22 protein-coding genes are annotated in these 25,441 nt (G+C 62.9%); 10 read left to right on the top strand and 12 right to left on the bottom strand.

Annotation, left to right across the window (positions count from 1 at the left end; all coding sequences use genetic code 11):
* Positions 1-159 precede the first annotated feature (159 nt).
* From rraA to N430_RS02730, 6 genes are all read left to right on the top strand, one after another.
* Positions 160-651, top strand: coding sequence for a ribonuclease E activity regulator RraA (rraA, locus tag N430_RS02755; RefSeq protein ID WP_054883439.1), 492 nt, complete (start codon positions 160-162; stop codon positions 649-651).
* Positions 652-678: 27 nt separating this feature from the next.
* A complete protein-coding gene (locus N430_RS02750; RefSeq protein ID WP_110631097.1) occupies positions 679-1,674 on the top strand; it encodes a zinc transporter ZntB in 996 nt (331 codons plus the stop codon).
* Positions 1,675-1,767: 93 nt separating this feature from the next.
* Entirely contained in the window at positions 1,768-2,031 is a 264-nt protein-coding gene (locus N430_RS02745) for a CrfX protein (protein ID WP_110631100.1), read from the top strand.
* 2 nt (positions 2,032-2,033) lie between these two features.
* On the top strand, positions 2,034-2,858 hold the full coding sequence (locus N430_RS02740; RefSeq protein ID WP_110631103.1) for a mechanosensitive ion channel domain-containing protein: 825 nt from the start codon (positions 2,034-2,036) through the stop codon (positions 2,856-2,858).
* A gap of 113 nt (positions 2,859-2,971) precedes the next feature.
* On the top strand, positions 2,972-3,538 hold the full coding sequence (gene sigX / locus N430_RS02735) for an RNA polymerase sigma factor SigX (protein ID WP_033696348.1): 567 nt from the start codon (positions 2,972-2,974) through the stop codon (positions 3,536-3,538).
* A 110-nt stretch (positions 3,539-3,648) separates the two neighbouring features.
* On the top strand, positions 3,649-4,686 hold the full coding sequence (locus tag N430_RS02730) for an OmpA family protein (RefSeq protein ID WP_110631106.1): 1,038 nt from the start codon (positions 3,649-3,651) through the stop codon (positions 4,684-4,686).
* A 77-nt stretch (positions 4,687-4,763) separates the two neighbouring features.
* On the opposite strand, the gene N430_RS02725 is transcribed toward N430_RS02730, so the two are convergent.
* The 4 genes from N430_RS02725 to N430_RS02710 form a co-directional block, all read right to left on the bottom strand.
* On the bottom strand, positions 4,764-6,431 hold the full coding sequence (locus N430_RS02725; RefSeq protein WP_110631109.1) for a bifunctional protein-serine/threonine kinase/phosphatase: 1,668 nt from the start codon (positions 6,429-6,431) through the stop codon (positions 4,764-4,766).
* 9 nt (positions 6,432-6,440) lie between these two features.
* Positions 6,441-7,652: a NarK/NasA family nitrate transporter gene (locus N430_RS02720; RefSeq protein WP_110631112.1), complete on the bottom strand. Its 1,212-nt coding sequence runs from the start codon at positions 7,650-7,652 to the stop codon at positions 6,441-6,443.
* A gap of 156 nt (positions 7,653-7,808) precedes the next feature.
* Positions 7,809-8,384, bottom strand: coding sequence for an ANTAR domain-containing response regulator (locus tag N430_RS02715; RefSeq protein WP_110632488.1), 576 nt, complete (start codon positions 8,382-8,384; stop codon positions 7,809-7,811).
* A gap of 11 nt (positions 8,385-8,395) precedes the next feature.
* On the bottom strand, positions 8,396-9,598 hold the full coding sequence (locus tag N430_RS02710) for a CmpA/NrtA family ABC transporter substrate-binding protein (protein WP_110631115.1): 1,203 nt from the start codon (positions 9,596-9,598) through the stop codon (positions 8,396-8,398).
* A 127-nt stretch (positions 9,599-9,725) separates the two neighbouring features.
* Here N430_RS02710 and N430_RS02705 point away from each other — a divergent pair, with 127 nt between their 5' ends.
* Positions 9,726-10,751, top strand: a complete 1,026-nt coding sequence (locus N430_RS02705) for a quinone-dependent dihydroorotate dehydrogenase (protein ID WP_110631118.1) — start codon at positions 9,726-9,728, stop codon at positions 10,749-10,751.
* A gap of 96 nt (positions 10,752-10,847) precedes the next feature.
* Here the strand turns inward: N430_RS02705 and rmf are convergent, their stop codons facing one another.
* Complete coding sequence (gene rmf, locus N430_RS02700) at positions 10,848-11,063, bottom strand: ribosome modulation factor (RefSeq protein WP_079227119.1); 216 nt, start codon at positions 11,061-11,063, stop codon at positions 10,848-10,850.
* Positions 11,064-11,626: 563 nt separating this feature from the next.
* Between rmf and rlmKL the strand changes: the two genes are divergently transcribed.
* Both rlmKL and N430_RS02690 read left to right on the top strand, forming a co-directional pair.
* Complete coding sequence (gene rlmKL, locus N430_RS02695; RefSeq protein WP_110631121.1) at positions 11,627-13,819, top strand: bifunctional 23S rRNA (guanine(2069)-N(7))-methyltransferase RlmK/23S rRNA (guanine(2445)-N(2))-methyltransferase RlmL; 2,193 nt, start codon at positions 11,627-11,629, stop codon at positions 13,817-13,819.
* A gap of 94 nt (positions 13,820-13,913) precedes the next feature.
* Positions 13,914-16,307 (top strand): diguanylate cyclase, encoded by a 2,394-nt coding sequence (locus N430_RS02690; protein ID WP_110631124.1) that lies wholly within the window; start codon positions 13,914-13,916, stop codon positions 16,305-16,307.
* A 106-nt stretch (positions 16,308-16,413) separates the two neighbouring features.
* Here N430_RS02690 and dacB read toward each other — a convergent pair whose 3' ends face one another.
* Positions 16,414-17,877, bottom strand: a complete 1,464-nt coding sequence (gene dacB, locus N430_RS02685) for a D-alanyl-D-alanine carboxypeptidase/D-alanyl-D-alanine-endopeptidase (protein ID WP_110631127.1) — start codon at positions 17,875-17,877, stop codon at positions 16,414-16,416.
* 187 nt (positions 17,878-18,064) lie between these two features.
* Here dacB and N430_RS02680 point away from each other — a divergent pair, with 187 nt between their 5' ends.
* Positions 18,065-18,409, top strand: coding sequence for a YggL family protein (locus N430_RS02680; protein WP_027919421.1), 345 nt, complete (start codon positions 18,065-18,067; stop codon positions 18,407-18,409).
* A gap of 38 nt (positions 18,410-18,447) precedes the next feature.
* Here the strand turns inward: N430_RS02680 and N430_RS02675 are convergent, their stop codons facing one another.
* The 6 genes from N430_RS02675 to N430_RS02650 form a co-directional block, all read right to left on the bottom strand.
* Positions 18,448-22,047 carry a transporter substrate-binding domain-containing protein gene (locus N430_RS02675; RefSeq protein WP_110631130.1) on the bottom strand — a complete coding sequence of 1,200 codons (3,600 nt, stop codon included), beginning with the start codon at positions 22,045-22,047 and terminating at the stop codon, positions 18,448-18,450.
* 8 nt (positions 22,048-22,055) lie between these two features.
* Complete coding sequence (locus N430_RS02670; RefSeq protein WP_110631134.1) at positions 22,056-22,676, bottom strand: response regulator transcription factor; 621 nt, start codon at positions 22,674-22,676, stop codon at positions 22,056-22,058.
* Between the two features lie 280 nt (positions 22,677-22,956).
* On the bottom strand, positions 22,957-24,288 hold the full coding sequence (locus tag N430_RS02665; protein WP_110631138.1) for a deoxyguanosinetriphosphate triphosphohydrolase: 1,332 nt from the start codon (positions 24,286-24,288) through the stop codon (positions 22,957-22,959).
* Between the two features lie 103 nt (positions 24,289-24,391).
* Positions 24,392-24,721, bottom strand: a complete 330-nt coding sequence (locus tag N430_RS02660) for a hypothetical protein (RefSeq protein ID WP_110631141.1) — start codon at positions 24,719-24,721, stop codon at positions 24,392-24,394.
* Complete coding sequence (locus N430_RS02655; protein ID WP_110631144.1) at positions 24,718-25,092, bottom strand: phage holin family protein; 375 nt, start codon at positions 25,090-25,092, stop codon at positions 24,718-24,720. The genes N430_RS02660 and N430_RS02655 overlap by 4 nt, the downstream gene beginning before the upstream one ends.
* Before the next feature lie 9 nt (positions 25,093-25,101).
* Positions 25,102-25,416, bottom strand: coding sequence for a YqjD family protein (locus N430_RS02650; protein ID WP_110631147.1), 315 nt, complete (start codon positions 25,414-25,416; stop codon positions 25,102-25,104).
* Positions 25,417-25,441 lie beyond the last annotated feature (25 nt).

Genomic DNA, 25,441 nt, shown 5'->3' with positions numbered 1-25,441 from the left:
CACTGCTCTCAAGGGCTGTGAAGTCCCTGTGGGAGCGGGCTGCCCGCGAAGAGGCCAGAACAGACAAAACACGACCGCTCAGTCTTGGATGACTGCAACGGCTTCTACGGTGTAGCCTTGGCCGATACCCGCTTTCGTTGTGACTGACAGGAGCTTCCCATGCAGCATTACGTAACGCCCGACCTGTGTGATGCCTACCCGGACCTGGTTCAGGTGCTGGAACCGATGTTCAGCAACTTCGGTGGTCGTGATTCCTTCGGTGGCCAGATCGTCACCATCAAATGCTTCGAAGACAACTCGCTGGTCAAGGAGCAGGTCGAGCTCGATGGCAAGGGCAAGGTTCTGGTGGTCGACGGCGGTGGCTCGCTGCGCCGTGCGCTGCTCGGCGACATGCTCGCGGAGAAGGCCGCCAAGAACGGCTGGGAAGGCTTGGTGATCTACGGCTGCGTGCGAGACGTCGATGTACTGATCCAGACCGACGTTGGTGTGCAGGCACTGGCCAGCCACCCGATGAAAACCGACAAGCGCGGCATCGGCGACCTCAACGTGGCCGTGACCTTTGCCGGTGTCACCTTCCGCCCGGGCGAGTACCTGTATGCCGACAACAACGGCGTGATCATTTCGCCAAGCCCGCTGAAAATGCCGGAGTGACGCGCAGTACGCGCTGATGGAGCTTTGATGTTCGAGGAAGACAACGCGCAGTGGGGGCTGGTGCATGCCCTGGTGCTCGATGGTAAAGGCGGCGCGCGTTCGATTGCCCGGACCGAGCTGGACGACCTGCAACTGCAGCCACAAGAAAGCCTGTGGCTGCACTGGGATCGCAGCCATCCGCAAACCCGCACCTGGTTGCTGCAAGACAGTGGCCTGAGCGAGTTCGCCTGCGATCTGCTGCTGGAGGAAAACACCCGGCCACGGCTGTTGCCGCAGGCCGGTGAACAGATGCTGCTGTTTCTGCGCGGGGTCAACCTCAACCCGGGCGCCGAGCCCGAGGACATGGTTTCGGTACGCATCCATGCCCAGGCGCAGCGGGTCATTTCGCTGCGTTTGCGGCCGTTGCGTGCCAGCGATGAGATCCTTCAGCAGCTTGAAGAGGGCAGGGGGCCGAAATCGGCGTCCGAACTGCTGTTGTTGATGGGCGAACTGCTGACTGAAAAAGTCCAGAGCCTGGTCAGCGACCTCTCGGAACTGGTCGACGACGAAGAAGAAAAGGTCGAATCCGACGAACGGTATTCGCCGGAGCATGGCAGCCTGCAGCAGATTCGCCGCCGCGCCGCAGGGCTGCGCCGGTTCCTGGCGCCACAGCGGGAGATCTACGCCCAGTTGTCGCGCAGCAAATTGAGTTGGTTCTGCGATGCCGACGCCGATTACTGGAACGAGCTGAACAACAGCCTGATCCGCTACCTCGAAGAGCTCGAACTGACCCGCGAGCGGGCAGCGCTGGTACTGGAAAGCGAAGACCGCCGGCGCAGCGAGCGGATGAACCGGACCATGTACCGCTTCGGCATCATCACCTGCATCTTCCTGCCCATGAGTTTCATTACCGGGCTGCTCGGCATCAACGTCGGCGGCATTCCGGGGTCGAGCAACCCTTATGGCTTCCTGCTGGCCTGCATCGTCGTGCTGGGCCTGGCGGTAGGGCAGTGGTGGTTGTTCCGGCGGTTGCGCTGGGTATGAACATGCCGAGTCATCCTGAAACATTCGTTCCACTGCGATGTGTGACCCATCGCCCGGCCACCTCGTCTCTGAGTGACACTGCGCGAGGTGCCCATGCACGATCCGTTTGAACAATCCCTGCGTGACCTGCTCAACGCGTCGCCCTCTGGTGAGGAGCGAGACGATGCCGCGTGCCTGGGTCGCGTGCTGAAAACCGCCAACCGCCAGGTCGGTGCCGGTGATCTGTTCAGCCTGCTTGGTCGTTGGAGCCAGGCGCTGCTGATCGCCGTGAACAATGGCTCGGCGCACGTTGCGCCGGTGCGTCGACACTCTACCCGCAACGCTGCCACTGGCAGCAAAGCAGATAAGGCCGATTGAATATGGAACTCGATCTCTGGACCCAGAGCCTGGTCACTGCAATGACCGCCCTATGGACCAAGGTAGCGAACTTCATCCCCAACCTGTTCGGCGCGCTGGTCGTGGTGCTGCTCGGTTTCGTGGTGGCCAAGCTGCTCGATACACTGCTTTCCAAACTCCTGGCCAAGTTTGGCCTGGACCGCCTGATGGCTGGCACCGGTGCGACCAAGATGCTGGGCCGTATCGGCATCCAGGTGCCGATCTCGACCCTGGTCGGCAAGATCGTCTACTGGTTCGTATTGCTGATCTTCCTCGTCTCTGCTGCGGAATCGCTGGGCCTGGAGCGCGTTTCGGCAACGCTCGACATGCTCGCCCTGTACCTGCCCAAGGTGTTCGGCGCAGCCCTGGTACTGCTGGCCGGCGTGCTGCTGGCGCAGGTAGCCAACGGCCTGGTGCGCGGCGCGGCCGAAGGTATCGGCCTGGAGTACTCTGCGGGCCTGGGGCGCATCACCCAAGGCCTGGTGATCATCATCAGCATCTCGGTGGCCATCAGCCAGCTGGAGGTCAAGACCGACCTGCTCAACCACGTGATCGTCATCGGGCTGATTACCGTTGGTCTGGCCGTTGCGCTTGCCATGGGCCTTGGCAGCCGCGAAATCGCCGGGCAGATCCTGGCCGGCATCTACGTTCGCGAACTCTACCAGGTCGGCCAGCAGGTGCGGATTGGAGAGGTTGAAGGAATGATCGAAGAGATCGGCACGGTCAAGACGACGCTGTTGACCGATGATGGCGAACTGGTGTCGCTGTCCAATCGCGTGCTCCTCGAGCAGCGAGTCAATAGCCGCTAACCGCACAAAAGCTGTTAATGTATGCCGCCGCGAAAATCGCCCCATGGGGCTGAGCGGCGACATTGACCTGACTGTCGGCCAGATCCGTTTTGAATAAAGTTCATTCGCCGCCCATGCGTTACGACCCCCGCGAACTCACCGACGAGGAGTTGGTGGCGCGTTCGCATGAGGAGCTGTACCACGTAACCCGCGCCTATGAGGAACTCATGCGGCGCTACCAGCGGACCCTGTTCAACGTCTGTGCGCGTTATCTGGGGAACGACCGCGACGCTGATGATGTCTGTCAGGAAGTGATGCTGAAGGTGCTGTACGGTCTGAAGAACTTCGAGGGCAAGTCCAAGTTCAAGACCTGGCTCTACAGCATTACCTACAACGAATGCATTACCCAGTACCGCAAGGAGCGTCGTAAACGCCGGTTGATGGATGCCTTGAGCCTGGACCCTGTAGAAGAGGCGTCCGAAGAGAAGGCACCGAAACCGGAAGAAAAAGGCGGGCTGGACAAGTGGCTGGTGCATGTGAACCCGATTGACCGGGAAATCCTGGTGCTGCGTTTTGTCGCGGAACTGGAATTTCAGGAGATCGCCGATATCATGCACATGGGCTTGAGCGCAACGAAAATGCGCTACAAGCGCGCGCTAGACAAGCTTCGTGAGAAATTTGCAGGTTTGGATGAAACTTAGTCCCTTGTAAATATCTCTAACGAATCGGCGAGTTCTGCTAGACTTGCCGTCGAGTTGTCCCCCGGATGTTGGTGGGACTGCTTAACTATCACCAGATGGGGATTTAACGGATGAAATTGAAAAACACCTTGGGCTTGGCCATTGGCTCGCTCGTCGCAGCTACTTCGTTCGGCGTTATGGCTCAAGGCCAGGGCGCAGTCGAAATCGAAGGCAACGTGACCAAGCAGTACTACGACAGCGAACGTAACTTCAAGAACGACGGCACCAACCCTGGTGTTCGCCTGGGTTACTTCCTGACCGACGACGTATCCCTGGACCTGGGCTACAACGAGACTCACAACGCTCGTGGCGATGACGGCAACAAAGACATCAAAGGTTCCAAGGCCAAGCTGGACGCTACCTACCACTTCGGTACCGTCGGCGACGCTCTGCGTCCGTACGTTTCCGCTGGTTTCGCTCACGAGAGCCTGGGCCAGGCCACTCGTAGCGGCCGTGACCACTCCACCTTCGCCAACGTTGGCGCTGGCGCCAAGTGGTACATCACCGACATGTTCTTCGCCCGTGCCGGCGTTGAAGCCAACTACAACATCGACAGCGGCTACACCGAGTGGGGCCCAAGCGTTGGTGTGGGTCTGAACTTCGGTGGCAGCGGTGGCAAGGTTGCTGCTGCTCCAGCCCCAGTTGCTGAAGTCTGCTCCGACTCCGACAACGACGGCGTGTGCGACAACGTCGACAAGTGCCCAGACACCCCAGCCAACGTTACCGTTGACGCTGATGGCTGCCCGGCTGTTGCCGAAGTCGTTCGCGTTGAGCTGGACGTCAAGTTCGACTTCGACAAGTCGGTCGTCAAGCCAAACAGCTACGGCGACATCAAGAACCTGGCTGACTTCATGAAGCAGTACCCACAGACCACCACCGTGGTTGAAGGTCACACTGACTCCGTCGGTCCAGACGCCTACAACCAGAAGCTGTCCGAGCGTCGTGCCAATGCTGTGAAGCAGGTTCTGACCCAGCAGTACGGTGTTGAGTCCAGCCGCGTTCAGTCGGTTGGCTACGGCGAAACCCGTCCGGTTGCCGACAACGCCACCGAAGAAGGCCGTGCTATCAACCGTCGCGTTGAAGCTCAGGTAGAAGCCCAGGCCAAGTAATTGGTTTGAAGCTTCAATGAAAAACCCGGCCTCGGCCGGGTTTTTCTTTGCCTGCAGTTTGTGGTTTCAGGGTGCGTTCAGCCCTTGAACAGGGCGAACAGCAGTATCAGGTTGAACACCAGGGACAGCAGGGCCAGGGTGCGCCAGACCTTCAACGGTTCACGTTCCAGCAGCGGACGTGGGCGGCTGGGCAGCTCCTGGCGGTCACCGCGTTCGAGTAACAGCAACCATTGTTCGGCGGTTTCGAAGCGTTGCGCCGGGTCCGCTGCCACGGCTTGCAGCATGTTGTGCTGCAGCCATTCGGGCAGGTCGGGGCGGTAGCGGGAGGGGTTTATGGCCTGACCAAAGCGCGGGCGCTGGAAGGCCTCGATCTCCCCGTAGGGATAATGCCCGGTCAGCAGGCGATAGAGCGTGACACCGACGGCGTACAGGTCCTGGCGCGGGCTTGGTGGCTGGCCTTCGAAGGCTTCCGGGGCGATGTACGAGGGCGTGCCGGGCAATTCGTGCAGCGGGTCTTGGGACAGGCCCGGGCAGTACGCCAGGCCGAAGTCCAGCAGGCGCAGCTGGCGGTCATCGCCCAGGTGCAGGTTTTCCGGTTTGATGTCGCGGTGCAGCAGATTGCGCCGATGCAGCACACCGACGGCCTGCAGCATTTGGCGGGCGATTTCCAGCCACTGGGCCAGCGCTAGCGGGCCATGTTCGTTGAGGTGCGCGGCGAGGGTCTTGCCGCTGTGTTCGCGCATCACGTAGTACAGGTGCTGGCGCTGGCTCGCGGGGTGCAGCTCGGGGAAGTGCCGGCCAGCGACCCGGCGCAGGAACCACTCTTCCAATAGCAGTCCCTGGGCGGCACCGGGTTCTTGTTCGCGCTCGCCGGGCAGGGTTTTCAGCAGCCAGGGTTGGCCTTGGGCATCGCGCACGCGGTAAAGCAGCGATTGGCGACTGTGTGCCAGGCGCGTCTCCACTTGCCAGTTATCAAGTGCCTGACCCGCGCGCAGCGGGCCCGGCAATGGCCACTGCTGCAGTTGCACCAGGGTGTCGCCGAGGTTGGCCGTGCCCAGTTGCTCGACCCGTACCAGCAAGGCACTGGCGTTGTCTTGGCTGCCGTTGTGATGGGCGCTGGCAACCAGGGTGTCGGCGGCCGACTGCAGGTCGGGTTGCTCGCGCAGTACGGCCTGAATGTGCTGATCGCCAAGGCTGGCCCAGACGCCGTCACTGAGCAGCAGGTAGCACTCGCCAGCTTGCAGCTCACCGTCCAGGTAATCGACCAGCAGGTGCTGGTCCAGGCCCAGTGCGCGCTTGAGTACGTGCTGCATGCCTGGCTGGTCCCAGACGTGGTCTTCGCTCAGGCATTGCAGGCGCCCGGCGTGCCAGCGATAGGCTCGGCAATCGCCCACGTGCGCCAGGGTGAAGCGGCGCCCGCGCAGTACCAGGGCGCTCAGTGTGGTCAACAGCGGCTGGTTGCCTTGGGCGCGCAACCAGCGGTTCTGTGCCAACAGCAGGCGGTCCAGGGCCTGGGCCACTCCCCAAGTGGCAGGCGTGGCGTAATAGTCCATGGCCAGTGCCTGCAGGCTGGCGCGGGCTGCCAGGCCACCGTCGGCGCACTGGCTGACGCCATCGGCAAGGGCGAACAGATAGCCCTTGCTGGCGGCCAGCTCTGGCGCCGGCGTGACCAGGCGCAGAGCGTCCTGGTTCTCCGTGCGCGGCCCGGTGGCGCTGGCCTGGGCGAAGCTGAGTTGCAGGCTCATCGCCGTGCCTCAGACCCGTGCAGCGGTAACTGCTGCCGAGCCCCAGGTGGTGCGCCAGCGTTGCTTGACCCCATGCAGGCCGAACCAGGCGAGCAGGCCGAGGCTGGCAAACAGCCACAGGCCCAGCTGATAGTCGCCGGTGTGCTGCTTGATGGCACCGAGCCCTGCCGCCAGCAGGAAGCCGCCGATGCCACCGGCCATGCCGATCAACCCGGTCATCACGCCGATCTCCTGGCGGAAGCGTTGTGGTACCAGCTGGAACACTGCGCCATTGCCAGCGCCGAGGCCGAGCATGGCACTGACGAACAGCGCCAGGGCGGCTGCAGCACTCGGCAAGTTGAAGCCGACTGCCGCGATGCAGATGGCGGCCACACTGTACATGCCGAGCAGGGTGCGGATGCCGCCGAAGCGGTCGGCCAGGGCGCCACCCAGCGGGCGCATCAGGCTGCCGGCGAACACGCAGGCGGCGGTGTAGTAGCCGGCGCTGACCGGGCTCAGGGCGTACTGGTCGCTGAAGTAGCCGGGCAGGGCGCTGGCCAGGCCGATGAAGCCGCCGAAGGTGACGCTGTAGAAGAACATGAACCACCAGCTGTCACGGTCGCCCAGGGCTTTGAGGTAGTCGGCTGCCGCCTTGGGCTTGGGCCGTTGCGGCGCATTGCGGGCAAGCAGGGCGAAAAGCGCCAGGGTCAGCAGCAGCGGGAGCACGGCAAAGCCGAACACGTTGTTCCAGCCAAACGCGGCAGCCAGCACCGGGGCCAGCAGGGCGGCGAACACCGTACCGGAGTTGCCCGCACCCGCGATACCCATGGCCTTGCCTTGGTGCTGTGGTGGATACCATTGCGAGGCGAGCGGCAGCGACACGGCGAACGAGGCGCCGGCCACACCGAGGAACACGCCCAGCAGCAGGGCTTGCTCATAGGTGTGCACGCCCAGGTACCAGGCGCTGGCCAGGGCGACGATGACGATCACCTGGCCGATCAGGCCGGCGGTCTTAGGCGACAGGCGATCGACCAGCACACCCATGACGAAACGCAGCACGGCACCGGCAAGGATCGGCGTGGCCACCATCAGGCCGCGCTGCTGGGCGCTCAGTTGCAGGTCGGCGGCAATCTGGACCGCCAGCGGGCCAAGCAGGTACCAGACCATGAAGCTCAGGTCGAAATACAGGAACGCGGCGAACAGCGTGGGCACATGCCCGGATTTCCAGAAGCTGGTACTCATCGAACACCTCACTCGGCAATGCAACGGAAACGAAAAAGACGCCGCTACCCGGTCCACTGGCGTGGAGGGGAGAGCGACGTCTTTGTCGGGAGTTTTATGAGGCAACCGCCGTTGGCTACCGGTGAACTATCTTCAGCAAGAGCTGGGCCAACTCGATCAGCCGAGCATTTCATGCATGGCAATGATCTGCTCGGCCACCTGAATGAGCTTCTGCTGTCGGCTCATGGCTTGCCGGCGCATCAGGGTGTAGGCCTGTTCCTCGTTGCAGTCCTTCATCTTCATCAGCAGCCCCTTGGCCTGCTCGATGCGCTTGCGCTCGGCCAGTTGCTGATCGCGCGCCAACAGCTGGGCCTTGAGCGCCTGGTCGCTCTCGAAGCGCGCCATGGCTACATCGAGAATGGGCTGCAGACGCGCCGCATGGATGCCTTCGACGATGTAGGCGCTGACCCCGGCCTGGATCGCCTGGCGCATCACCGCCGGATCATGCTCGTCGGTGAACAGCACAATTGGCCGTGGCTGGTCGCGACTGACCAGGACCACCTGTTCCATCACGTCGCGGTCGGGTGAGTCGGTATCGATCAGCACCACGTCCGGGCGCACCGTTTCGACGCAGGCCGGCAGGTCGATGGTCAGGTCTGGCGCCTCGATCACTTCGAATCCCGCTTCACGCAATGCGGCCTTGAGGCGGCCAACCTTCTTCTGGGTATCGTCTATCAGCAAGATGCGCAGCATGGCCATGGCCCTCACAGACCGATCCGGGCATCGGGCATTTCGCCCAAGGCGTGCAGGCGGAAACTGCGGGCGTAGGCATACGGATCGCTGCCGTCCCAGCGTGTACCGTCGATCAGCAAGCTGCTGCGCATTGCCGACGCAGGGCAGGGCACGCCGAGAGCTTCAGCGGCCTCTCGGTACAGCTGCAATTGCTGCACCTGGCGAGCCACGCCGAGGTAGTCGGGGTCGTCGCGCAGCAGGCCCCAGCGGCGGAATTGGGTCATGAACCACATGCCGTCCGACAGGTAAGGCAGGTTGGCGCGGCCTTGGTCGAACAGGCGCAGGGCGTGGCGGTCGTGCCAGGCGTTGCCCAGGCCGTCCTGATAGTTACCCAGCAGGCGCGGCTCGACGTTCTCGAGCGGTGTGTCGAGGTAGGCGCTGCCGCTGAGCAGTTGCGCGGTGCTGCGCAGGTTCTGCGGGCTCTGTTCGATGAACTGGCTGGCAGCGAGTATCGCCTTGATCAGTGCGCGTGCGCTGTTGGGGTAGTGCTCGACGAAGGTGCGGGTGCTGGCCAGTACCTTCTCCGGGTGATCGGGCCAGATCGATTGGCTGGTGGCCAGGGTGAAGCCCTGGCCCTGGCTGACGGCGGCGGCGGCCCAAGGCTCGCCGACGCAGAAGCCGTCGATGCGCCCGGCCTGGATATGCGCCGCCATCTGGGCCGGAGGCACTACCACGCTGGTGACGTCGTGCAGCGGGTGGATGCCCTGGCTGGCCAGCCAGTAATACAGCCACATGGCGTGGGTGCCGGTGGGGAAGGTCTGGGCGAAGGTCAGCCGTGCGCCATGCTGGTGCACCTGTTGCGCCAGTGCCTCAGGGCTGGTCACGCCCTTGCGCTGCAGGGCCGGCGACAGGTTGATGGCCTGGGCATTCTGGTTCAGCCCCATGAGCACTGCCATGTCGCTGGCCGGCACACCGCCGATGCCCAGATGCACGGCGTAGACCAGGCCGTACAGGCAATGGGCGGCATCCAGTTCGCCGCTGGCCAGCTTGTCGCGCAGGCCGGCCCAGGAGCCCTGGCGTTTGAGATTCAGGGTCAGGCCGTGCTGCTGGGCGAAGCCCTGGGTGGCGGCGACCACCACCGAGGCGCAATCGGTCAGGGCCATGTAGCCGATGTTGAGGCTGGGTTTTTCCGGCGCGTCGCTGCCGGTTACCCAGGCCAGAGGTGCTGTATTCACGAAGGTTCTCGCCTGTACTGAAGAGGCTGTTGGCAGGGGAAGTAGCAACCCATGTGCCAAGCCCCTGTCATGCCGGGCGCGCGCTGGCTATAATCGCTGCCTCACTCACCCCGAGCCTTGCCCGCCCATGTATACCCTGGCCCGCCAGCTGCTGTTCAAGCTTTCCCCGGAAACCTCCCATGACCTGTCCCTGGACCTGATCGGCGCCGGTGGCCGGCTTGGGCTCAACGGCGTGCTGTGCAAGCAGCCGGCCGCGTTGCCGGTGACCGTGATGGGCTTGAACTTCGCCAACCCGGTGGGGCTGGCGGCGGGCCTGGACAAGAACGGCGCGGCCATCGACGGCTTTGCCCAGCTGGGCTTCGGCTTCGTCGAGATCGGCACCGTGACCCCGCGTCCGCAGCCGGGCAACCCCAAGCCACGGTTGTTCCGCCTGCCGCAGGCGACGGCAATCATCAACCGCATGGGCTTCAACAACCTGGGCGTCGATCACCTGCTCGAGCGGGTGCGGGCTTCGCGTTATGACGGCGTGTTGGGCATCAACATCGGCAAGAACTTCGATACCCCGGTCGAGCGGGCGGTCGACGACTACCTGATCTGCCTGAACAAGGTCTATACCGAAGCCAGCTATATCACCGTCAACGTCAGCTCGCCGAACACCCCGGGCCTGCGCAGCCTGCAGTTCGGCGACTCGCTCAAGCAGCTGCTCGATGCCCTGGCCGAGCGCCGTGAGCAACTGGCGGCCGAGCATGGCAAGCGCGTGCCGCTGGCGATCAAGATCGCTCCAGACATGAGCGACGAGGAAACCGCACTGGTCGCCAGCGCGCTGATGGAGTCTGGGATGGATGCGGTGATTGCCACCAACACCACCCTGGGTCGCGAAGGTGTCGAAGGGCTGGAGCATGGTGGCGAGGCCGGCGGTCTGTCGGGCGCGCCCGTGCTGGAGAAGAGCACGCACATTGTGAAGGTGCTGGCGGGCGAGCTGGGTGGCAAGCTGCCGATCATCGCCGCCGGTGGCATTACCGAAGGCCGCCATGCGGCAGAGAAGATCGCTGCGGGTGCGAGCCTGGTGCAGATTTACTCGGGCTTCATCTATAAAGGCCCAGCGCTGATCCGTGAAGCGGTGGATGCGATCGCGGCAATGCCCAAGGCCTGAAGGCGGGCATAAAAAAGGGCCCCTTCAAGGGGCCCCTGGGCCGAAGCCCGCCGCCCGGATAGGGCGCGCATGGTAACTCGAATTCAGTGTCCTCGTTCAGCCAACGGCGTGATTTTCGTTGAGTCTATGGATGCCAGCGGTGCCAGTCATTCCGTCCCAGTTATCGCCGCGACCTTCGCGCCAGCCGTTGATCCAGGCTTGGCGAACTGAAGGAAGAGTAAAGGGGCAAAGTTCGCGGGATTTGCCGGTGACCCCGTATTGGTAGCCACGTGAATATGCTCTTTCCAACGGATCACGCTTAAGTCTTCTCATAGGGTGTTGCCCTCACTTGTTGACTGTAATGTCCCGTCGGCCTCTCCGAGGCCGGGCAGAGTCTTTCTGCCGGTTTTGCGCTCGCTGCCGGCGTGGCGAGCTGAAGGTGCCGCCTCGTTGCGAAGCGGCCTGAGACCAGTTCTATCGAATGCAGGTCACCGTGTGAATGATCGATTTGTCATAAGCACGTAACCTTTCCAAGGGTGAGGGGATAAGTAAATAAATGCGACTCAACCTTGTTTGACGTTGAGCCCGCTATGATCGGGGTTTGCCGAACCTTGACGTCATTTCGCCAGCGTTGCGCCGGGATGACAGAAATATTTGGTAATGCGACGAAGGGTCACACGTACCCCGACGTCGACGGAAATTATTGGTACTGCCTGATGATCTAAGCTGTTTTTGCCCCCTGGCGAGCAGCGGATCGATCAGGCGGCCCGGCCCCCCAGCTGCGCTGATGCAGCGGGGAAGGCCACTCGGACGCTTGCTGGAAGGGCGTTCGGGCAAACATCGGCAAGGCGATGCGTCGCCTCGTCACTTACATAGCCCAAGGCGCTGGAATACTCATGTCGGACCGTTTCGAACTCTATCTCACCTGCCCCAAAGGCCTGGAAGGCCTGCTTGCCGAAGAGGCCCGAGGCCTCGGCCTCGATGATGTGCGTGAGCACACCTCGGCCATTCGCGGCGCCGCCGACATGGAAACCGCCTACCGCCTGTGCCTCTGGTCGCGCCTGGCCAACCGCGTGTTGCTGGTGCTCAAGCGCTTCTCGATGAAGAACGCCGACGACCTCTACGATGGCGTGCACGCCGTCGACTGGGCTGACCACCTGGCTGCCGACGGTACCCTGGCAGTGGAATTCAGCGGCCATGGCTCGGGCATCGACAACACCCATTTCGGTGCGCTCAAGGTCAAGGACGCGATCGTCGACAAGCTGCGCAACCGTGAGGGCCTGCGCCCGTCGGTGGAAAAGGTCGACCCGGATGTGCGCGTGCACCTGCGCCTGGACCGTGGCGAGGCGATCCTCTCGCTCGACCTGTCCGGCCATAGCCTGCACCAGCGCGGTTATCGCCTGCAGCAAGGCGCTGCGCCGCTGAAGGAAAACCTCGCGGCTGCGGTGCTGATCCGCGCCGGCTGGCCGCGCATTGCTGCCGAAGGTGGCGCCCTGGCCGACCCGATGTGCGGTGTCGGTACCTTCCTGGTGGAGGCGGCGATGATCGCCGCCGATATTGCGCCCAACCTCAAGCGTGAACGCTGGGGCTTCAGTGCCTGGCTCGGCCATGTGCCGGCCACCTGGCGCAAGGTTCACGAAGAGGGCCTGGCCCGCGCGCAAGCGGGCCTGGCCAAGCCGCCACTGTGGATTCGCGGCTACGAAGCCGACCCACGGCTGATCCAGCCGGGGCGCAATAACGTCGAGCGTGCCGGCCTGGGCGACTGGGTGAAGATCTATCAAGGTGAAGTCAGCACCTTCGAGCCACGCCCGGACCAGAACCAGAAAGGCCTGGTCATCAGCAACCCGCCATACGGCGAGCGCCTGGGTGACGAGGCCAGCCTGTTGTACCTCTACCAGAACTTTGGCGAGCGCCTGCGCCAGGCCTGCATGGGCTGGGAAGCGGCGGTGTTCACCGGCGCACCGGAGTTGGGCAAGCGCATGGGCATCCGCAGCCACAAGCAATATGCCTTCTGGAACGGCGCGTTGCCGTGCAAGCTGTTGCTGTTCAAGGTCCAGCCTGACCAGTTCGTCACCGGCGAGCGCCGCGAGGCCCAGGCCGACAATGGCGAGGTCCGCCGCCCAGCGGCGGTTGCCAGCGAGCCGGCACGCCTGTCGGAAGGCGCGCAGATGTTCGCCAACCGCCTGCAGAAGAACCTCAAGCAGCTTGGCAAGTGGGCCCGCCGTGAGCAAGTTGACTGCTACCGCTTGTACGATGCCGACATGCCGGAGTATGCCTTGGCAGTTGACCTCTACCAGGACTGGGTACATGTGCAGGAATACGCAGCCCCGCGCTCGATCGACCCGGACAAGGCCCAGGCACGCCTGCTCGATGCCCTGGCGGCGATCCCCCAGGCCCTGAACATCGACCCGCAGCGTGTGGTGCTCAAGCGTCGCGAGCGCCAGAGCGGTACTCGCCAGTACGAGCGCCAGGCCACCGAAGGTCGCTTCCAGGAAGTGAACGAAGGCGGCGTCAAGCTGCTGGTCAACCTCACCGACTACCTCGACACCGGTTTGTTCCTCGACCACCGCCCGATGCGCATGCGCATCCAGCGTGAGGCCAACGGCAAGCGCTTCCTCAACCTGTTCTGCTACACCGCCACGGCCACCGTGCACGCGGCCAAAGGCGGTGCACGCAGCACCACCAGCGTCGACCTGTCGAAAACCTACCTGGACTGGGCGCGGCGCAACCTTTCGTTGAACGGCTTCTCCGAGCGTAACCGCCTGGAGCAGGGCGATGTCATGGCCTGGCTGGAAGCCAATCGCGACAGTTACGACCTGATCTTCATCGACCCGCCGACCTTCTCCAACTCCAAACGCATGGAAGGGGTATTCGACGTCCAGCGCGACCATGTGCAACTGCTCGACCTGGCCATGGCTCGCCTGGCACCGGGTGGCGTGCTGTATTTCTCCAACAACTTCCGCAAGTTCCAGCTCGATGAGCATGTGAGCACGCGCTATGCGGTGGAGGAAATCAGCGCCCAGACCCTGGACCCGGACTTCGCCCGCAACAACCGCATTCACCGCGCCTGGCGCCTGCAATTGCGTTAATTCGACGAGGCGCATTGCGTGCCTAATGGCCAATAGCTATAACTCAGCACAGGGCCAGAGAATTCGCAGGACGCTGACGTGATGAGATCGATCTATGTCGAAGTGGGGCGTGCGTGCGAAGGTGCTGGGCCTGTGCAGCGAGGCGATGGCTGCCTGGGCGGTGGCGCTGGTCGCGTTGGTGGCTGGCGTCCTGCTGTCGGCCGGCTTGGCGCTGGCCGCGCAAGCGTTCTACAAGCAGCAGTTGCGCCAGCGCTTCGAACTGCTGGCCAGCGAGCGACATAGCCGCATCGCCGAGCGTTTCGACGACCAGGAGCAACGCCTGGATGGCTTGCGGCGCTTCTTCAGCTACTCCAACGAAATCACCCCGAGCGAGTTCGATGGCTACGCCCGGCCCCTGCTGCAGCGGACCCAGGCCTATTCCTGGGCACCGCGGGTCGAGGCTGGGCAGCGGCGCGAGTTCGAGCGCCAGGCCAGTGCCTGGTTGGGGCAGGATTACCTGATCCGCGAGGTGGATGGCGCCGGTAACTGGCACCCTTCGCCTCCGCGTGCCTATTACTACCCGGTGCTCTATACCCAGGCCGAGCTCATGCAGGGACAACCCTACGGCCTCGACCTGCGCAGCCAGCCGGCCCGCGAGCAGACCTTGGAGCGGGCACTGCAGCCAGCCAGCATGGCGGTTTCCGAGCCGCTGGACATGCTCAACATTGCCCCCGAGCTTGCCCGCGGGTTGCTGATGGTCGCACCCGTGTTCTCCGATGCACGGCCGGATGGTCCCCCCGCGGGTTATGTCATGGCCTTGCTGAACATGCGCCAGTTGGTCACTGAGGGCCTGCCGGTCGCTGCGGATGACAACCTGGTGGTGCGCATCATCGACCCGAGCGGGCGCAATGGCCATGAAGTGTTGTTCGATTCGCAGAACCCGGTGGCGGCACAGGCCTTGGTCAGCACGCAGTTGCTGCACCTGGCCGACCACCACTTCCAGCTCGACATTCGCCCGAGCCAGGCATTCATGCAGGCCAACCAGTCCGCCGCCGCGTTGGCCGTGGGGCTGCTCGGCGGTTTGCTGAGCCTGCTGCTGAGCGCGCTGCTGTACAACCTGTTCAGCCAGCGCCAGCGTGCCTTGACCCTGGTCGAGCAGCGTACGGCGCAGCTGCGGGTCAGCGAGCAATCGTTGCGTGAGACCCACAACCAGTTGCGCAGCGTACTGGATGCCGCAACTCAGGTGGCCATCATCGCGACCAGCCTCAAGGGCGAGGTCAGCACCTTCAACGCCGGTGCTGAACGCATGTTGGGCTACTCGGCCAGCGAGGCCATTGGGCACCTGCAGCTGGAAGACCTGGTGATGCCTGAAGAGCTCAGCCAGCGTGCCCATGCCTTGAGCCTGCGCTATGGGCGGCATATCGCCGGAGGCCAGGCGATGTTCGCCGAGACCATCCAGGACAGTGGCGGCGAACCGGGCGAGTGGACCTTGGTGCGCAAGGATGGCAGCCATTTGCTGGCCAACATGCTGGTGACTGCCGTGCTCGATGAGCAGGGGCTCTGGGTCGGCTACCTGGCGATCTGCATCGATGTCACCGAGCGGCGCCGCGTGCACGAGGCCTTGGCCCTGCGTGACCGCTTGCTGGAGAAACTCAGCGCGGAAGTGCCGGGCGGCATCTATCAATACCAGCTGGATGCCGATGGCCACTCATGTTTCCCCTATGCCAGCCAAGGGTTGTTCGACATCTACGAGGTCGACTTGCAGGTGCTGCGCGAGGATGCCACGGCGGTATTCGAACGCATTCACCCTGATGACCTGGAACGGGTGCGCCGTTCGGTGCGTTATTCCGCCGAACACCTTTCACCATGGCGTGAAGAGTACCGGGTGCGCTTGCCGCGTGCCGGGTTGCGTTGGGTGCGCGGCGAGGCAACGCCGGAGGTCGGCGAAAATGGCTGCACGCTATGGCATGGCTACCTGACCGATATCTCGGACCTCAAAGGGGTGGAGGAAGAGTTGCGGGCGCTGTCGGTGACCGATGCGCTGACCGGTATTCATAACCGCCGCTATTTCCAGGAACGGCTGAAGGTCGAACTGGACCGCGCCCAGCGTGATGAGCTGGACCTGGCGGTAATCATGCTCGACATCGACCATTTCAAACGGATCAACGATCAATACGGCCACGCCGTGGGTGACCATGTGCTGCGCAGTTTGTGCCAGCGGATTGGTCAGCGCTTGCGCCGCACCGATGTGTTCTGCCGACTGGGTGGGGAGGAGTTCATGGTGCTGTGCCCGGGCAGTAATGCCGAGCAGGCGCGGATGCTGGCCATGGAATTGTGGCAATGCTTACGCAGCGTGCCGGTCGAAGGGGTCGGCAAGGTAACTGCGAGCTTTGGCGTGGCCGGGTGGCGGCAGGGGGAGGGGGCGGATGCCTTGCTGCTGCGGGCGGATGCCGGGCTGTATGCGGCCAAGCAGGCCGGCCGGGACCGGGTAGAGTCAGAACTGGCCTGATGCCTGCCCCGGCCTCTTCGCGGGACAAGCCCGCTCCTACAGGTTTACCACAGTCTTGTAGGAGCGGGCTTGCCCCGCGAAGAGGCCGGAACAGGTTATCGAAGCATCATTGAGCGGCTGCAGTTGTGCTGTTGTTCAGCTTCGGCTGGCGATACAGGTCCAGTAGCACCTGGTCGAGCACCTGCGAGGCACCCCAGGGCTTCGGATCATTGAGGATCGCCGCCACCGCCCAGGTATTGCCGTTGCTGTCGCGGCTGAAGCCGGCGATCGCCCGTACGGTGTTGAGGGTGCCGGTCTTGATGTGCCCTTCGCCGGCCATGGCGGTGCGCTTCAGGCGTTTGCGCATGGTGCCATCCATTCCCACCAGTGGCATCGAGCTCATGAACTCGGCGGCGTACGGGCTGTTCCACGCCGCTTGCAGCAGTGCCGCCATCTCGCGGGTGCTGACCCGCTCGGCACGCGACAGACCGGAACCGTTCTCCATCACCAGGTGCGGCGCGGTGATGCCTTTCTTGGCCAGCCACTGGCGCACCACGCGCTGCGCGGCCCGGGCGTCGTCGCCGTCGGCGTCGGTGCGGAACTGTGCACCAATGCTCAGGAACAGCTGCTGGGCCATGGTGTTGTTGCTGTACTTGTTGATGTCGCGGATCACTTCCACCAGGTCGGGCGAGAAGGCCCGGGCCAGTAGGCGAGCGCTTTTCGGCACGTTCTCGATGCGGTCCCGACCCTGGATGCTGCCACCCAGCTCGTTCCAGATGGCCCGTACGGCGCCGGCAGCGTAGGTCGGGTGGTCAAGCAGCGACAGGTAGGTCTGCGAGTTGCAGCCATCGCCCAACTGGCCGGTGACAGTCACGCTGATGCCGTCGGGTTGCGGCACCGGGTTGTAGCGTACGTCGCCGGTGCACTGCTTAGAGGCCACGGCCTTGACCTGGTTGTCGATGCGGATGCTGGCGATTGGTGGCTCGACCGCGACGGTGACCTTGCCGCCGTCGTTGCGGGTAACGAAGCGCAGGGCCTTGAGATTGATCATCAGCGAGTCTGGCTTGACCAGGAACGGCTTGTTGACGTCGCCGCCGTCATCGTCGAACTGCGGCAGGTTGGGCTGCACGAAGTGGCTGCGGTCCAGCACCAGGTCGCCGGTAACGGTGCGTACGCCATTGGCGCGCAGGTCACGCATCAGCAACCAGAGTTTTTCCATGTTCAGCTTGGGGTCGCCGCCGCCCTTGAGGTACAGGTTGCCATTGAGCACGCCGTTGCTCAGGGTGCCGTCGGTGTAGAACTCGGTTTTCCACTGGAAGGTGGGGCCGAGCAGTTCGAGGGCGGCGTAAGTGGTGACCAGCTTCATGGTCGAGGCCGGGTTGACCGATACATCGGCGTTGAACACGGTGGCTGAACCTGGGCCGTTCAGCGGCAGCATGACCAGCGACAGTGCACTGTCCTGAAGCTTGTTGGCCTTGAGCGCCTGTTGGACTTTCGGCGGCAGCGAGGTATTGACGGCGGCAGCCTGGCTGGGCAATGCAAGCGGCAGCAGCAGGCCGGCGAGAACGAGGGGGCGGAGCTTTTTGATCATATGGATTAAATACCCTGCGGACGAGGGAAAAAGACAATGGGGCTGTAAGAGATGATCACCCCAGGATGAAATATAGAGCGCATTATGCCCCAAGCGCAGCGTTCATGCGCCACGTTCGACGGAAAAGCGCCTTTGGAGCGTGGAAACTGGTAAAGTGCCGCGCGTTAATACTCAAGAGGATTGTTTCATGGCTACCAACCGTTCCCGTCGTCTGCGCAAGAAGCTGTGCGTTGATGAATTCCAGGAGCTGGGTTTCGAACTGAACCTGGGTTTCAAGGAAGACCTGTCTGACGAAGCCATCGATGCCTTCCTCGACGCTTTCCTGGCAGAAGCCATGGATGCCAACGGCCTGGACTACGTCGGCGGCGATGACTTCGGTCTGGTTTGCCTGGCCAACCGTGGTTCGGTCAGCGAAGAGCAGCGCGCCACTGTCGAAGCCTGGCTCAAGGGCCGCAGCGAACTGACCACCATCGAAGTCAGCCCGCTGCTGGACGCCTGGTATCCGGAAAAGCCGATCAACCCGGCTTCCTGATCCGTGCTTGAGCGGCGCCCCGCGCGGGCGTCGCTCAGTCAAGCCTTGGCCAGTTCCCTGGCCAGTGCTTTCTCCACTCGGCGCATATGCCGAGCCAGTACCTGCCGCTGCAGTTTGATGCAGGCTGCAGGCGCACGTTGTTCCTCCAGGGCCTCGCAGGCCTTCATCATGCCCTTTGCTTCCAGCAGCCGTGCCGCGCTGAGGATCTTGTGTGCCTGCTCTTGAATCTCGGCGGCTTGATGCTGGGGGTCAAGGCTCATGAGCAGTGCGAGGTCTTCCTGCAGGCTGGTGTGCACGGCGGTGAGAAAGCGGGTACGGCTTTGGTCGCTGTTGCCGACGATGCTGGCCAGGCCCGCCAGGTTGAACAGTGGGGCATTGGCTTGCTGTCGCCGGGGTGCGATCTTGGCCAGGCATTGGCTGAGGGTACGCAGGCTGATGGGCTTGAGCAGGCAATCGTCCATGCCGGCGCTCAGGCACTTTTGCCTGACTTCGGGTTGCGCGTTCGCCGTGTAGCCCAGGATGACGCAACGCGGGCGTCCGCTCTGGCGTTCCTCACTGCGCACGGCGGTGGCTAGCTGGTAGCCGTTCATATGCGGCATGTTGCAATCGAGCACCAGTACGTCGAACGGCGCTTCTCGCCATTTGTCCAGGCCTTCGCGGCCATTGCTGGCGCTGGCATGGCTGAGCCCAAGGTAGCCCAGTTGCTGCGCCATCAGCATCAGGTTGGCAGGGTGATCGTCGATGACCAGCACTTTCAGGTCGGGTGCAGGGGCTTCGACTGCTTCCACTTCCAGTACGGGTGACGCCGGGGCATCGACGCGTTCCAGCGGCATCATCAGGCGAACCTGTGTGCCTAGCCCTGGCATGCTCTTGATGCTCAGGTTGCCGCCCATCATCTCGCACAGGCTGCGGCAGATGGCCAGGCCCAACCCAGTGCCTGCCCGCGCACTCTGGCTGTGTGGGTTGGCCTGGACGAACGGATTGAACAGCCGCAGCAGGTCATCGTCATGAATGCCCATGCCACTGTCACGTACTTCAAGCTCCAGCGTTGGAGGTACGTCAGGGCCTTCCTCGTGCAAATCGAGCGTGACGTGGACCTGCCCTTGCTCGGTGAACTTGATGGCATTGCTGATAAGGTTGGACAGAATCTGCTTGAAGCGCAGTGGGTCGAGCAACCCATGGCCGCGGGCATTGGAGCTGATACTGATGTTCAGGGCCAGGCCCTTCTCCCGGGCCTGGCCATCGAACACACGGCCAACCGACTCGACCAGTGCAGCGGGATCGACCGCTTCCGGACTGAGGGACAGGTGGCCTGACTCGATACGCACGATGTCCAGGATATCGCCGATCAGGCCAAGCAGGTCCCTGGCCGAGTGGTGGGCGACCTCCAGAGAGGTGGGGTCCACCTGCCCTTGCAGGGCGCGCCTCAATGCCAGTTCGAGCATGCCGATGACCGCGTTCATCGGTGTACGGATCTCGTGGCTGATGGTGGCGAGGAAGGTACTCTTGGCGCGGTTGGCGTCGTCGGCCAGGCGCTTGGCATCGCGCAACTCCTGAACCAGCTTGCGGCGCTCGCTGATGTCGATCCAGCCGCCAATGATCCCTTGCACTTTGCCCAGCGAATCACGATAGGGCAGGATCCAGTGGTAGATGGTGATTTCCCTATCCCTGAAGCGCAAAGGGCGGTCGATGATCAGCGGCACGCCGGCAGCCATCACCTGTTGGTAGTCGGCCTGGATCTGGCGCGTGTTCTCGGCGTCCGCGAACAGGCTCTCATCCAGGCGCCTGCCAATCACGTCTTCAAGGCGGGACTGGACGGCTTGGAGGTAGCTGGCGTTGCAGCTTTGCAGGTGGCCTTCCCGGTCGCGCACATACATGGGGTGCGGAGTGCCGTTGAGCAGCGCACCCATGAACTCCAGCTGATCGTTCAGGGCGCGTTCGGCGCATTCACGCTGTTTGATCTGCCCCCGCAGGCGGGCGTTCCAGATCAGTGCCAGCAACAGTAATACGCCAGTGCCCAGCAGCACCTGCAGGATCACGCGGCGCAAGGCCCGCCAGTTGGCGTCTTCATGCAGATCGTAGCCGCGCCAACGGTTGTTTATCACCCCCAGCTCTTCCGGCGAAATACTCAGCAGGGCCTTGTCGAGGATCGAGGCAAGCGGCATGTCCTGTTCGCTGGTGGCCATGGCGAAGATCGCCGGCTCGCTGCCCACCGTGCTGCGAATGATCAGGCCGGTATTGCCGGCCAAGGCGTGGTTGGCATCGATCAAGGGGGTGATCACGGCGTCGACGGCGCCACTGTTGAGCAGCGCGACGGAAAAATAGGGGCTCTCGGTCTCGATCCAGCCAACCTGTGGGTAGCGGGTTGCCAGCAAGTCGTCCAGGTTGCTGTAACGGGAGATGGCAACGCGGTGCCCGTTCAGTTGCTGCAGTGAACCGTACTGTTCATCTTCGGCGCGGGTGACCAGCACCTGTGGGCTTTCGAGGTATGGCCGGCTCAGGCGCAGGTGTTGGTTGGTGGTGCCGTCGCTGGCAAGTGCGGCGATCATGTTCACGTGGCCGTTTTCCAGCCGGGCGAGCATATCGGCGATGCCATTGGCCCGCTGGACCTCAAAGCGCAGGCCGGTGCGCAGGCGTATCAAGTCCAGCAGGTCGGCGGTTATCCCGCGAAAATGGCCATTGCCATCGAAATAGGAAAGGGGGGCCGCCGTTTCGTCGATGGCGACCTGCATGATCGGGTGGCTGAGCAGCCACTGCTCTTCTTCTGGCGTCAACTGGAGCTGGCGATCACTCAGCAGCAGGTCACTTCCAGCACTCCAGCGCTTGAGAATACTGGTGCGCACGGCGCTCGACTGGCGGTCGAGGGTGGCATTGACCAGTTCCTTGAGCTGCACATCTTCGGCGCGCATGGCAAAACTGAAACCGAAGTGCTCGTGCTGGCCGAAATTGGCCATGCGCAGGCGTGGCAGGTGCCCGCGATTGAGCTGGTAGTGGGTCGAAATGGTATCGCCGATGAACACGTCGGCCTGGCCAAAAGCCACGGCGTAGAGCGCTTGGGTGGCGGAACCGAAGGCCAGCACATCGGCCTTGGGGTAGGCGGCATGGACTTCCTCCTGGGGCAGGTAGTGGTAGAGCATGCCCAGGCGCATGCCATTCAGGTCACCATTGAGGGCACGCGATTCATCCTCCCGCGTGACCAGCACGGGCTGGTCAACCGCATAAGGGTGTGAAAGCGTCAGCCCTTCGGTTGCCGCTTCGTAACCATTGGCGCTGCCGAGCAGGTCGATGTCCCCGCGCTTGAGCGCCTGCAGTGCTGCCTGCCTGTGGGGGTAGCGCATGACCTGGATCGGCAAGTTCAGCGCCCTGCCGATCAGGCTGGCATATTCGGCGGTGAGGCCTTGGTAAATTTGCCCGCCACTGGTGATGTCGAAGGGCGGATAGTCGGGCGCCGAAGTGCCCAGAATCAGGGCATGCCGGCCTTGCAGCCATTGCCGTTGCTGTTCCGTCAACTGCGGATGCAGCGGCATCGTCGAAGAGCGGGCCAGCAGGGTATAGGGCACGACTTCAGGGGGTGAGGCCTGCGCCAGGCCGCAGGCCAATGCCAGGGCAAGCCCCAGGCAGGCGATCAATTGCACCATCGAAAACCTCAGACCAGCGCGTTGCGTTTGGCCATTTCGATCAGGTCGACCAAGGTGTCGACCTGCAGTTTCTGCATGAGCCGCTTCTTGTAGGTACTGACGGTCTTGTTACTGAGGAACATGCCTTTGGCGATCTCCTGGTTACTGCGACCTTGGGCGAAAAGTTGCAGGACCATGAGTTCCCGATCGTTAACAAGTCGGAAAAGTCGCAAATCGGAGTCCGCTGTTTCGTGATTGCTGTGAATGGCCTGACTAGGGAAGTAGTTGTATCCGGCGAGTACGGCCTTGATTGCACTGAGCAGTTCGCTCAGGTCTTCCTGCTTGCATACGTAACCTGCCGCGCCCGAGTGCATGCAGCGCACGGCGAACAGCGCCGGGGACTGTGCGGTGAGGATCAGGACTTTCAGCGGCAGGGCCATGGCCTGGAAGCGCGAAAGGACTTCAAGGCCGTCGAGTTTGGGGATGCTGATGTCCAGAATGACCAGCTCAGGCTGGGTCTCACGAATCAACTGCATGGCTTCCACGCCGTTGTCCGATTCGCCTACGACCTTGTAGTTCTGGTTTTCAAGCAACATGCGGACAGCCAAGCGGATGACGGGATGGTCATCGACAATAAATACAGTATTCATATTCAGGTTTCCTGCGGCGGAAGACGAAGGCAGGAGGCACCTTACCCCAGTTGCAACTCGACAGGGGTACGCAGTAGGGAGATTGGCTATATATGGGAAACGGCTTACAGCTGAGTTCAATTTTGGCTACGAAGTGTAAGGATATGCTTCGTCGTCAAAGGTGTTTTGGCAACTTTTCATTAGCCTGTTTAGTTGCTGTTTATTGAGCAGGCTTTGTTTGTAGGAAGTTTCTTAACGTCAAGCGCCGCTCGGTACTGCACCGGGCGACGCTGCCGTATTTTCAGGACGGGCTTGAGCGCCCGGTCATTTCCCGGGCCATCTCGCTGGCATAGCTGTCGGTCATGCCGGCAATGAAATCGATCATGCGCAGGAACGCCTTGTGCAGCGAGTCTTGAGGGGTGGGTGCATTGTTGCCGATCAGATCGAGCACGCGGCGGCTCTTGAACGAAGGAGTGCGTCCGCCGTGTTGTTCCAGGGCGGCACCGCAGAACGTGTTGAGGAGGATTTCCAGCGTGGTGTAGGCGCCTATCTCATGCAGCGTCTTGCGCTTGTCCTGGAAGATCTTGTTGCGTGCCATGTCCTTGGCCTGCAGTACGCAGCGCTTGGCCGGGCCGTGCATGTGCTCGACCAGGTCACCGCTCAGGCACCCGCTCAGCAGTGCCTGCTGCTGTTCGACGAAGGCGCGGGCAGCGGCATTGGTCAGATGCTCGATAGCCTTGCCACGCAGTATCGCCAGTTTGCGTCGCCGGGAGTCGGCAGGGCCAAGCTGGCGATAGGTTTCCGGCAAATCGTCACCGACCAGGTCGAGCAACAGCGCCTCGACTTCGGCGTAGTCCAACAGCTCCATCTCCACGCCGTCTTCCAGGTCGATCAGGGCGTAGCAGATGTCATCTGCCGCCTCCATCAGGTAGACCAGCGGGTGGCGGGCCCAGCGTTGTTCTTCGAGCAACGGCAGGCCGAGCTTGCGGGCGATCTGTTCGAGCAGTGGCAGTTCGCTCTGGTAGCAGCCGAACTTGTGCTTCTTGTAGCCGAGGGCATCGGCGTGTCGGGCAGTCCAAGGGTACTTGAGGTAGGTGCCGAGGGTGGCGTAGGTGAGCCGGGTACCGCCATCGAACTGGTGGTACTCGAGCTGGGTGAGCACGCGAAAGCCTTGGGCATTGCCTTCGAAGTTGAGGAAGTCGGCGCGCTCGTCGTCGCTCATGTCGTCCAGCCAGCCGCGCCCGGCGGCCTGCTGGAACCAGTGGCGAATGGCGTCTTCACCGGAGTGGCCGAACGGCGGGTTGCCAATGTCGTGAGCCAGGCAGGCCGACTGCACGATCATGCCCAGGTCGCTGGGCTCGCACCACTCAGGCAGGCTGTCGCGCAGTGTTTCGCCCACGCGCATGCCCAGCGAGCGGCCAACGCAGCTGACCTCCAGGGAGTGGGTCAGGCGCGTATGGATATGGTCGTTGCTGGAAACGGGATGGACCTGGGTCTTGCGCCCGAGGCGGCGAAAAGCCCCTGAGAAGATGATCCGGTCATGGTCTTTGTGGAAGGGGCTGCGGCCCAGTTCTTCGGCGCTGTAGAGTGCTTTGCCGAGGCGTTCGCGGGTGAGCAGGGTGTGCCAGTCCAAGGCGCGGTCTCCTGTCGATCGAAGGGTATAGCTTCCGGGGTCGTGAGCAGGCGTGCAAGGGGCAAGTGGAGACCGGCCCTGTGGGATCAGGGCCGGAGGGCGTTCAAGGGCGACGGTTGCCCTGCAGGTAGAGGCGCACCAGCGGCAGCAGGCTGCTGCCCAAGCGGACCAGGCGGCTCAGGTTACCGCTGCGTACCCCTTTGCCGGTCAGAAAGCCCAGCGCCACGACGGCGCCGATGCCCCACAGCGGCGCATGCTTGATACCCAACCCGTCATTCAACGAGCTGCCCATGCCGCGCAGGCGCTGCAAGGGTTGCATCAGCTGCCCGGACTCATGGCGAATCTCCTGGCGGTGCATTTCCATGCGCAGGCGCAGCAGCGCCTTGCGCAGTTCCCGTGGATTACGGGTGTTCGGCAGTTCAGGCAGGCTCATGGCAACAGGCGCTCCCGGTCCTTGGCCAGTTCTTCGAGGGTCGCACCAAAGGGTGATGACTCATCGAACACTGCAGCTTTCAGGCGCAGGCCGCAATACAGCGCCGCTGCGCCATAGAAGACGCACAGGCCAATGATGCCTGCCAGGCGATAGCTGTCCCACAGCAGCACCAGCAGCAGGCCGGACAACGCTGTCAGCAGCAGCAGCGCGAACACCAGCGCCAGGCCGGCAAACAGCAGCAGGCTCAGGGTGCGTGCTTTCTGTTCCTGCAGTTCGATGCCGAACAGTTCGATGTGGCTGTGCAGCAGCCCCAGCAGCGCCGCGCCCAGGCGTTTGCCCGAGGCGCTGGTGCCAATGCTGTCATTGTCCATGGGGGCTCCTCAGCGCCGATTGGCCAGCAGGCCGATCAGCAGGCCGACGCCTGCGGCAATACCAATGGCCTGCCAGGGTTTTTCCTGGACGTACTGTTCGGCGCTGCCGAGGGCTGCCTGGCCGCGCTCACGCACCGAGTCCTGAGTCAGTTGCAAGGTTTCACGGGCCTGGGTCAGGCGATCGTGGATCTGCTCGCGCAGCTCGTCGGCCTGGTCGCCCGCCAGATTGGCGGTATCGGCCAGCAGTCGCTCGGTATCGCGAACCAAGGCCTGGAAGTCAGCCATCAATATCTCTTGTGCAGTCTTTGCCGATTTGCTGGCCATGGGGCTCTCCCTATGCAGGTATGCA

Source organism: Pseudomonas sp. CC120222-01a (genome assembly GCF_003097235.1).
GTDB lineage: Bacteria > Pseudomonadota > Gammaproteobacteria > Pseudomonadales > Pseudomonadaceae > Aquipseudomonas.
This window is presented reverse-complemented; position numbering and strand designations above follow the sequence as displayed.

Coding starts and splice junctions, on each gene's coding strand:
- rraA (WP_054883439.1), top strand. CDS start 160: ATGCAGCATTACGTAACGCCCGACCTGTGTGATGCCTACCCGGACCTG.
- N430_RS02750 (WP_110631097.1), top strand. CDS start 679: ATGTTCGAGGAAGACAACGCGCAGTGGGGGCTGGTGCATGCCCTGGTG.
- N430_RS02745 (WP_110631100.1), top strand. CDS start 1,768: ATGCACGATCCGTTTGAACAATCCCTGCGTGACCTGCTCAACGCGTCG.
- N430_RS02740 (WP_110631103.1), top strand. CDS start 2,034: ATGGAACTCGATCTCTGGACCCAGAGCCTGGTCACTGCAATGACCGCC.
- sigX (WP_033696348.1), top strand. CDS start 2,972: ATGCGTTACGACCCCCGCGAACTCACCGACGAGGAGTTGGTGGCGCGT.
- N430_RS02730 (WP_110631106.1), top strand. CDS start 3,649: ATGAAATTGAAAAACACCTTGGGCTTGGCCATTGGCTCGCTCGTCGCA.
- N430_RS02725 (WP_110631109.1), bottom strand. CDS start 6,431: ATGAGCCTGCAACTCAGCTTCGCCCAGGCCAGCGCCACCGGGCCGCGC.
- N430_RS02720 (WP_110631112.1), bottom strand. CDS start 7,652: ATGAGTACCAGCTTCTGGAAATCCGGGCATGTGCCCACGCTGTTCGCC.
- N430_RS02715 (WP_110632488.1), bottom strand. CDS start 8,384: ATGCTGCGCATCTTGCTGATAGACGATACCCAGAAGAAGGTTGGCCGC.
- N430_RS02705 (WP_110631118.1), top strand. CDS start 9,726: ATGTATACCCTGGCCCGCCAGCTGCTGTTCAAGCTTTCCCCGGAAACC.
- rmf (WP_079227119.1), bottom strand. CDS start 11,063: ATGAGAAGACTTAAGCGTGATCCGTTGGAAAGAGCATATTCACGTGGC.
- rlmKL (WP_110631121.1), top strand. CDS start 11,627: ATGTCGGACCGTTTCGAACTCTATCTCACCTGCCCCAAAGGCCTGGAA.
- N430_RS02690 (WP_110631124.1), top strand. CDS start 13,914: ATGTCGAAGTGGGGCGTGCGTGCGAAGGTGCTGGGCCTGTGCAGCGAG.
- dacB (WP_110631127.1), bottom strand. CDS start 17,877: ATGATCAAAAAGCTCCGCCCCCTCGTTCTCGCCGGCCTGCTGCTGCCG.
- N430_RS02680 (WP_027919421.1), top strand. CDS start 18,065: ATGGCTACCAACCGTTCCCGTCGTCTGCGCAAGAAGCTGTGCGTTGAT.
- N430_RS02675 (WP_110631130.1), bottom strand. CDS start 22,047: ATGGTGCAATTGATCGCCTGCCTGGGGCTTGCCCTGGCATTGGCCTGC.
- N430_RS02670 (WP_110631134.1), bottom strand. CDS start 22,676: ATGAATACTGTATTTATTGTCGATGACCATCCCGTCATCCGCTTGGCT.
- N430_RS02660 (WP_110631141.1), bottom strand. CDS start 24,721: ATGAGCCTGCCTGAACTGCCGAACACCCGTAATCCACGGGAACTGCGC.
- N430_RS02655 (WP_110631144.1), bottom strand. CDS start 25,092: ATGGACAATGACAGCATTGGCACCAGCGCCTCGGGCAAACGCCTGGGC.
- N430_RS02650 (WP_110631147.1), bottom strand. CDS start 25,416: ATGGCCAGCAAATCGGCAAAGACTGCACAAGAGATATTGATGGCTGAC.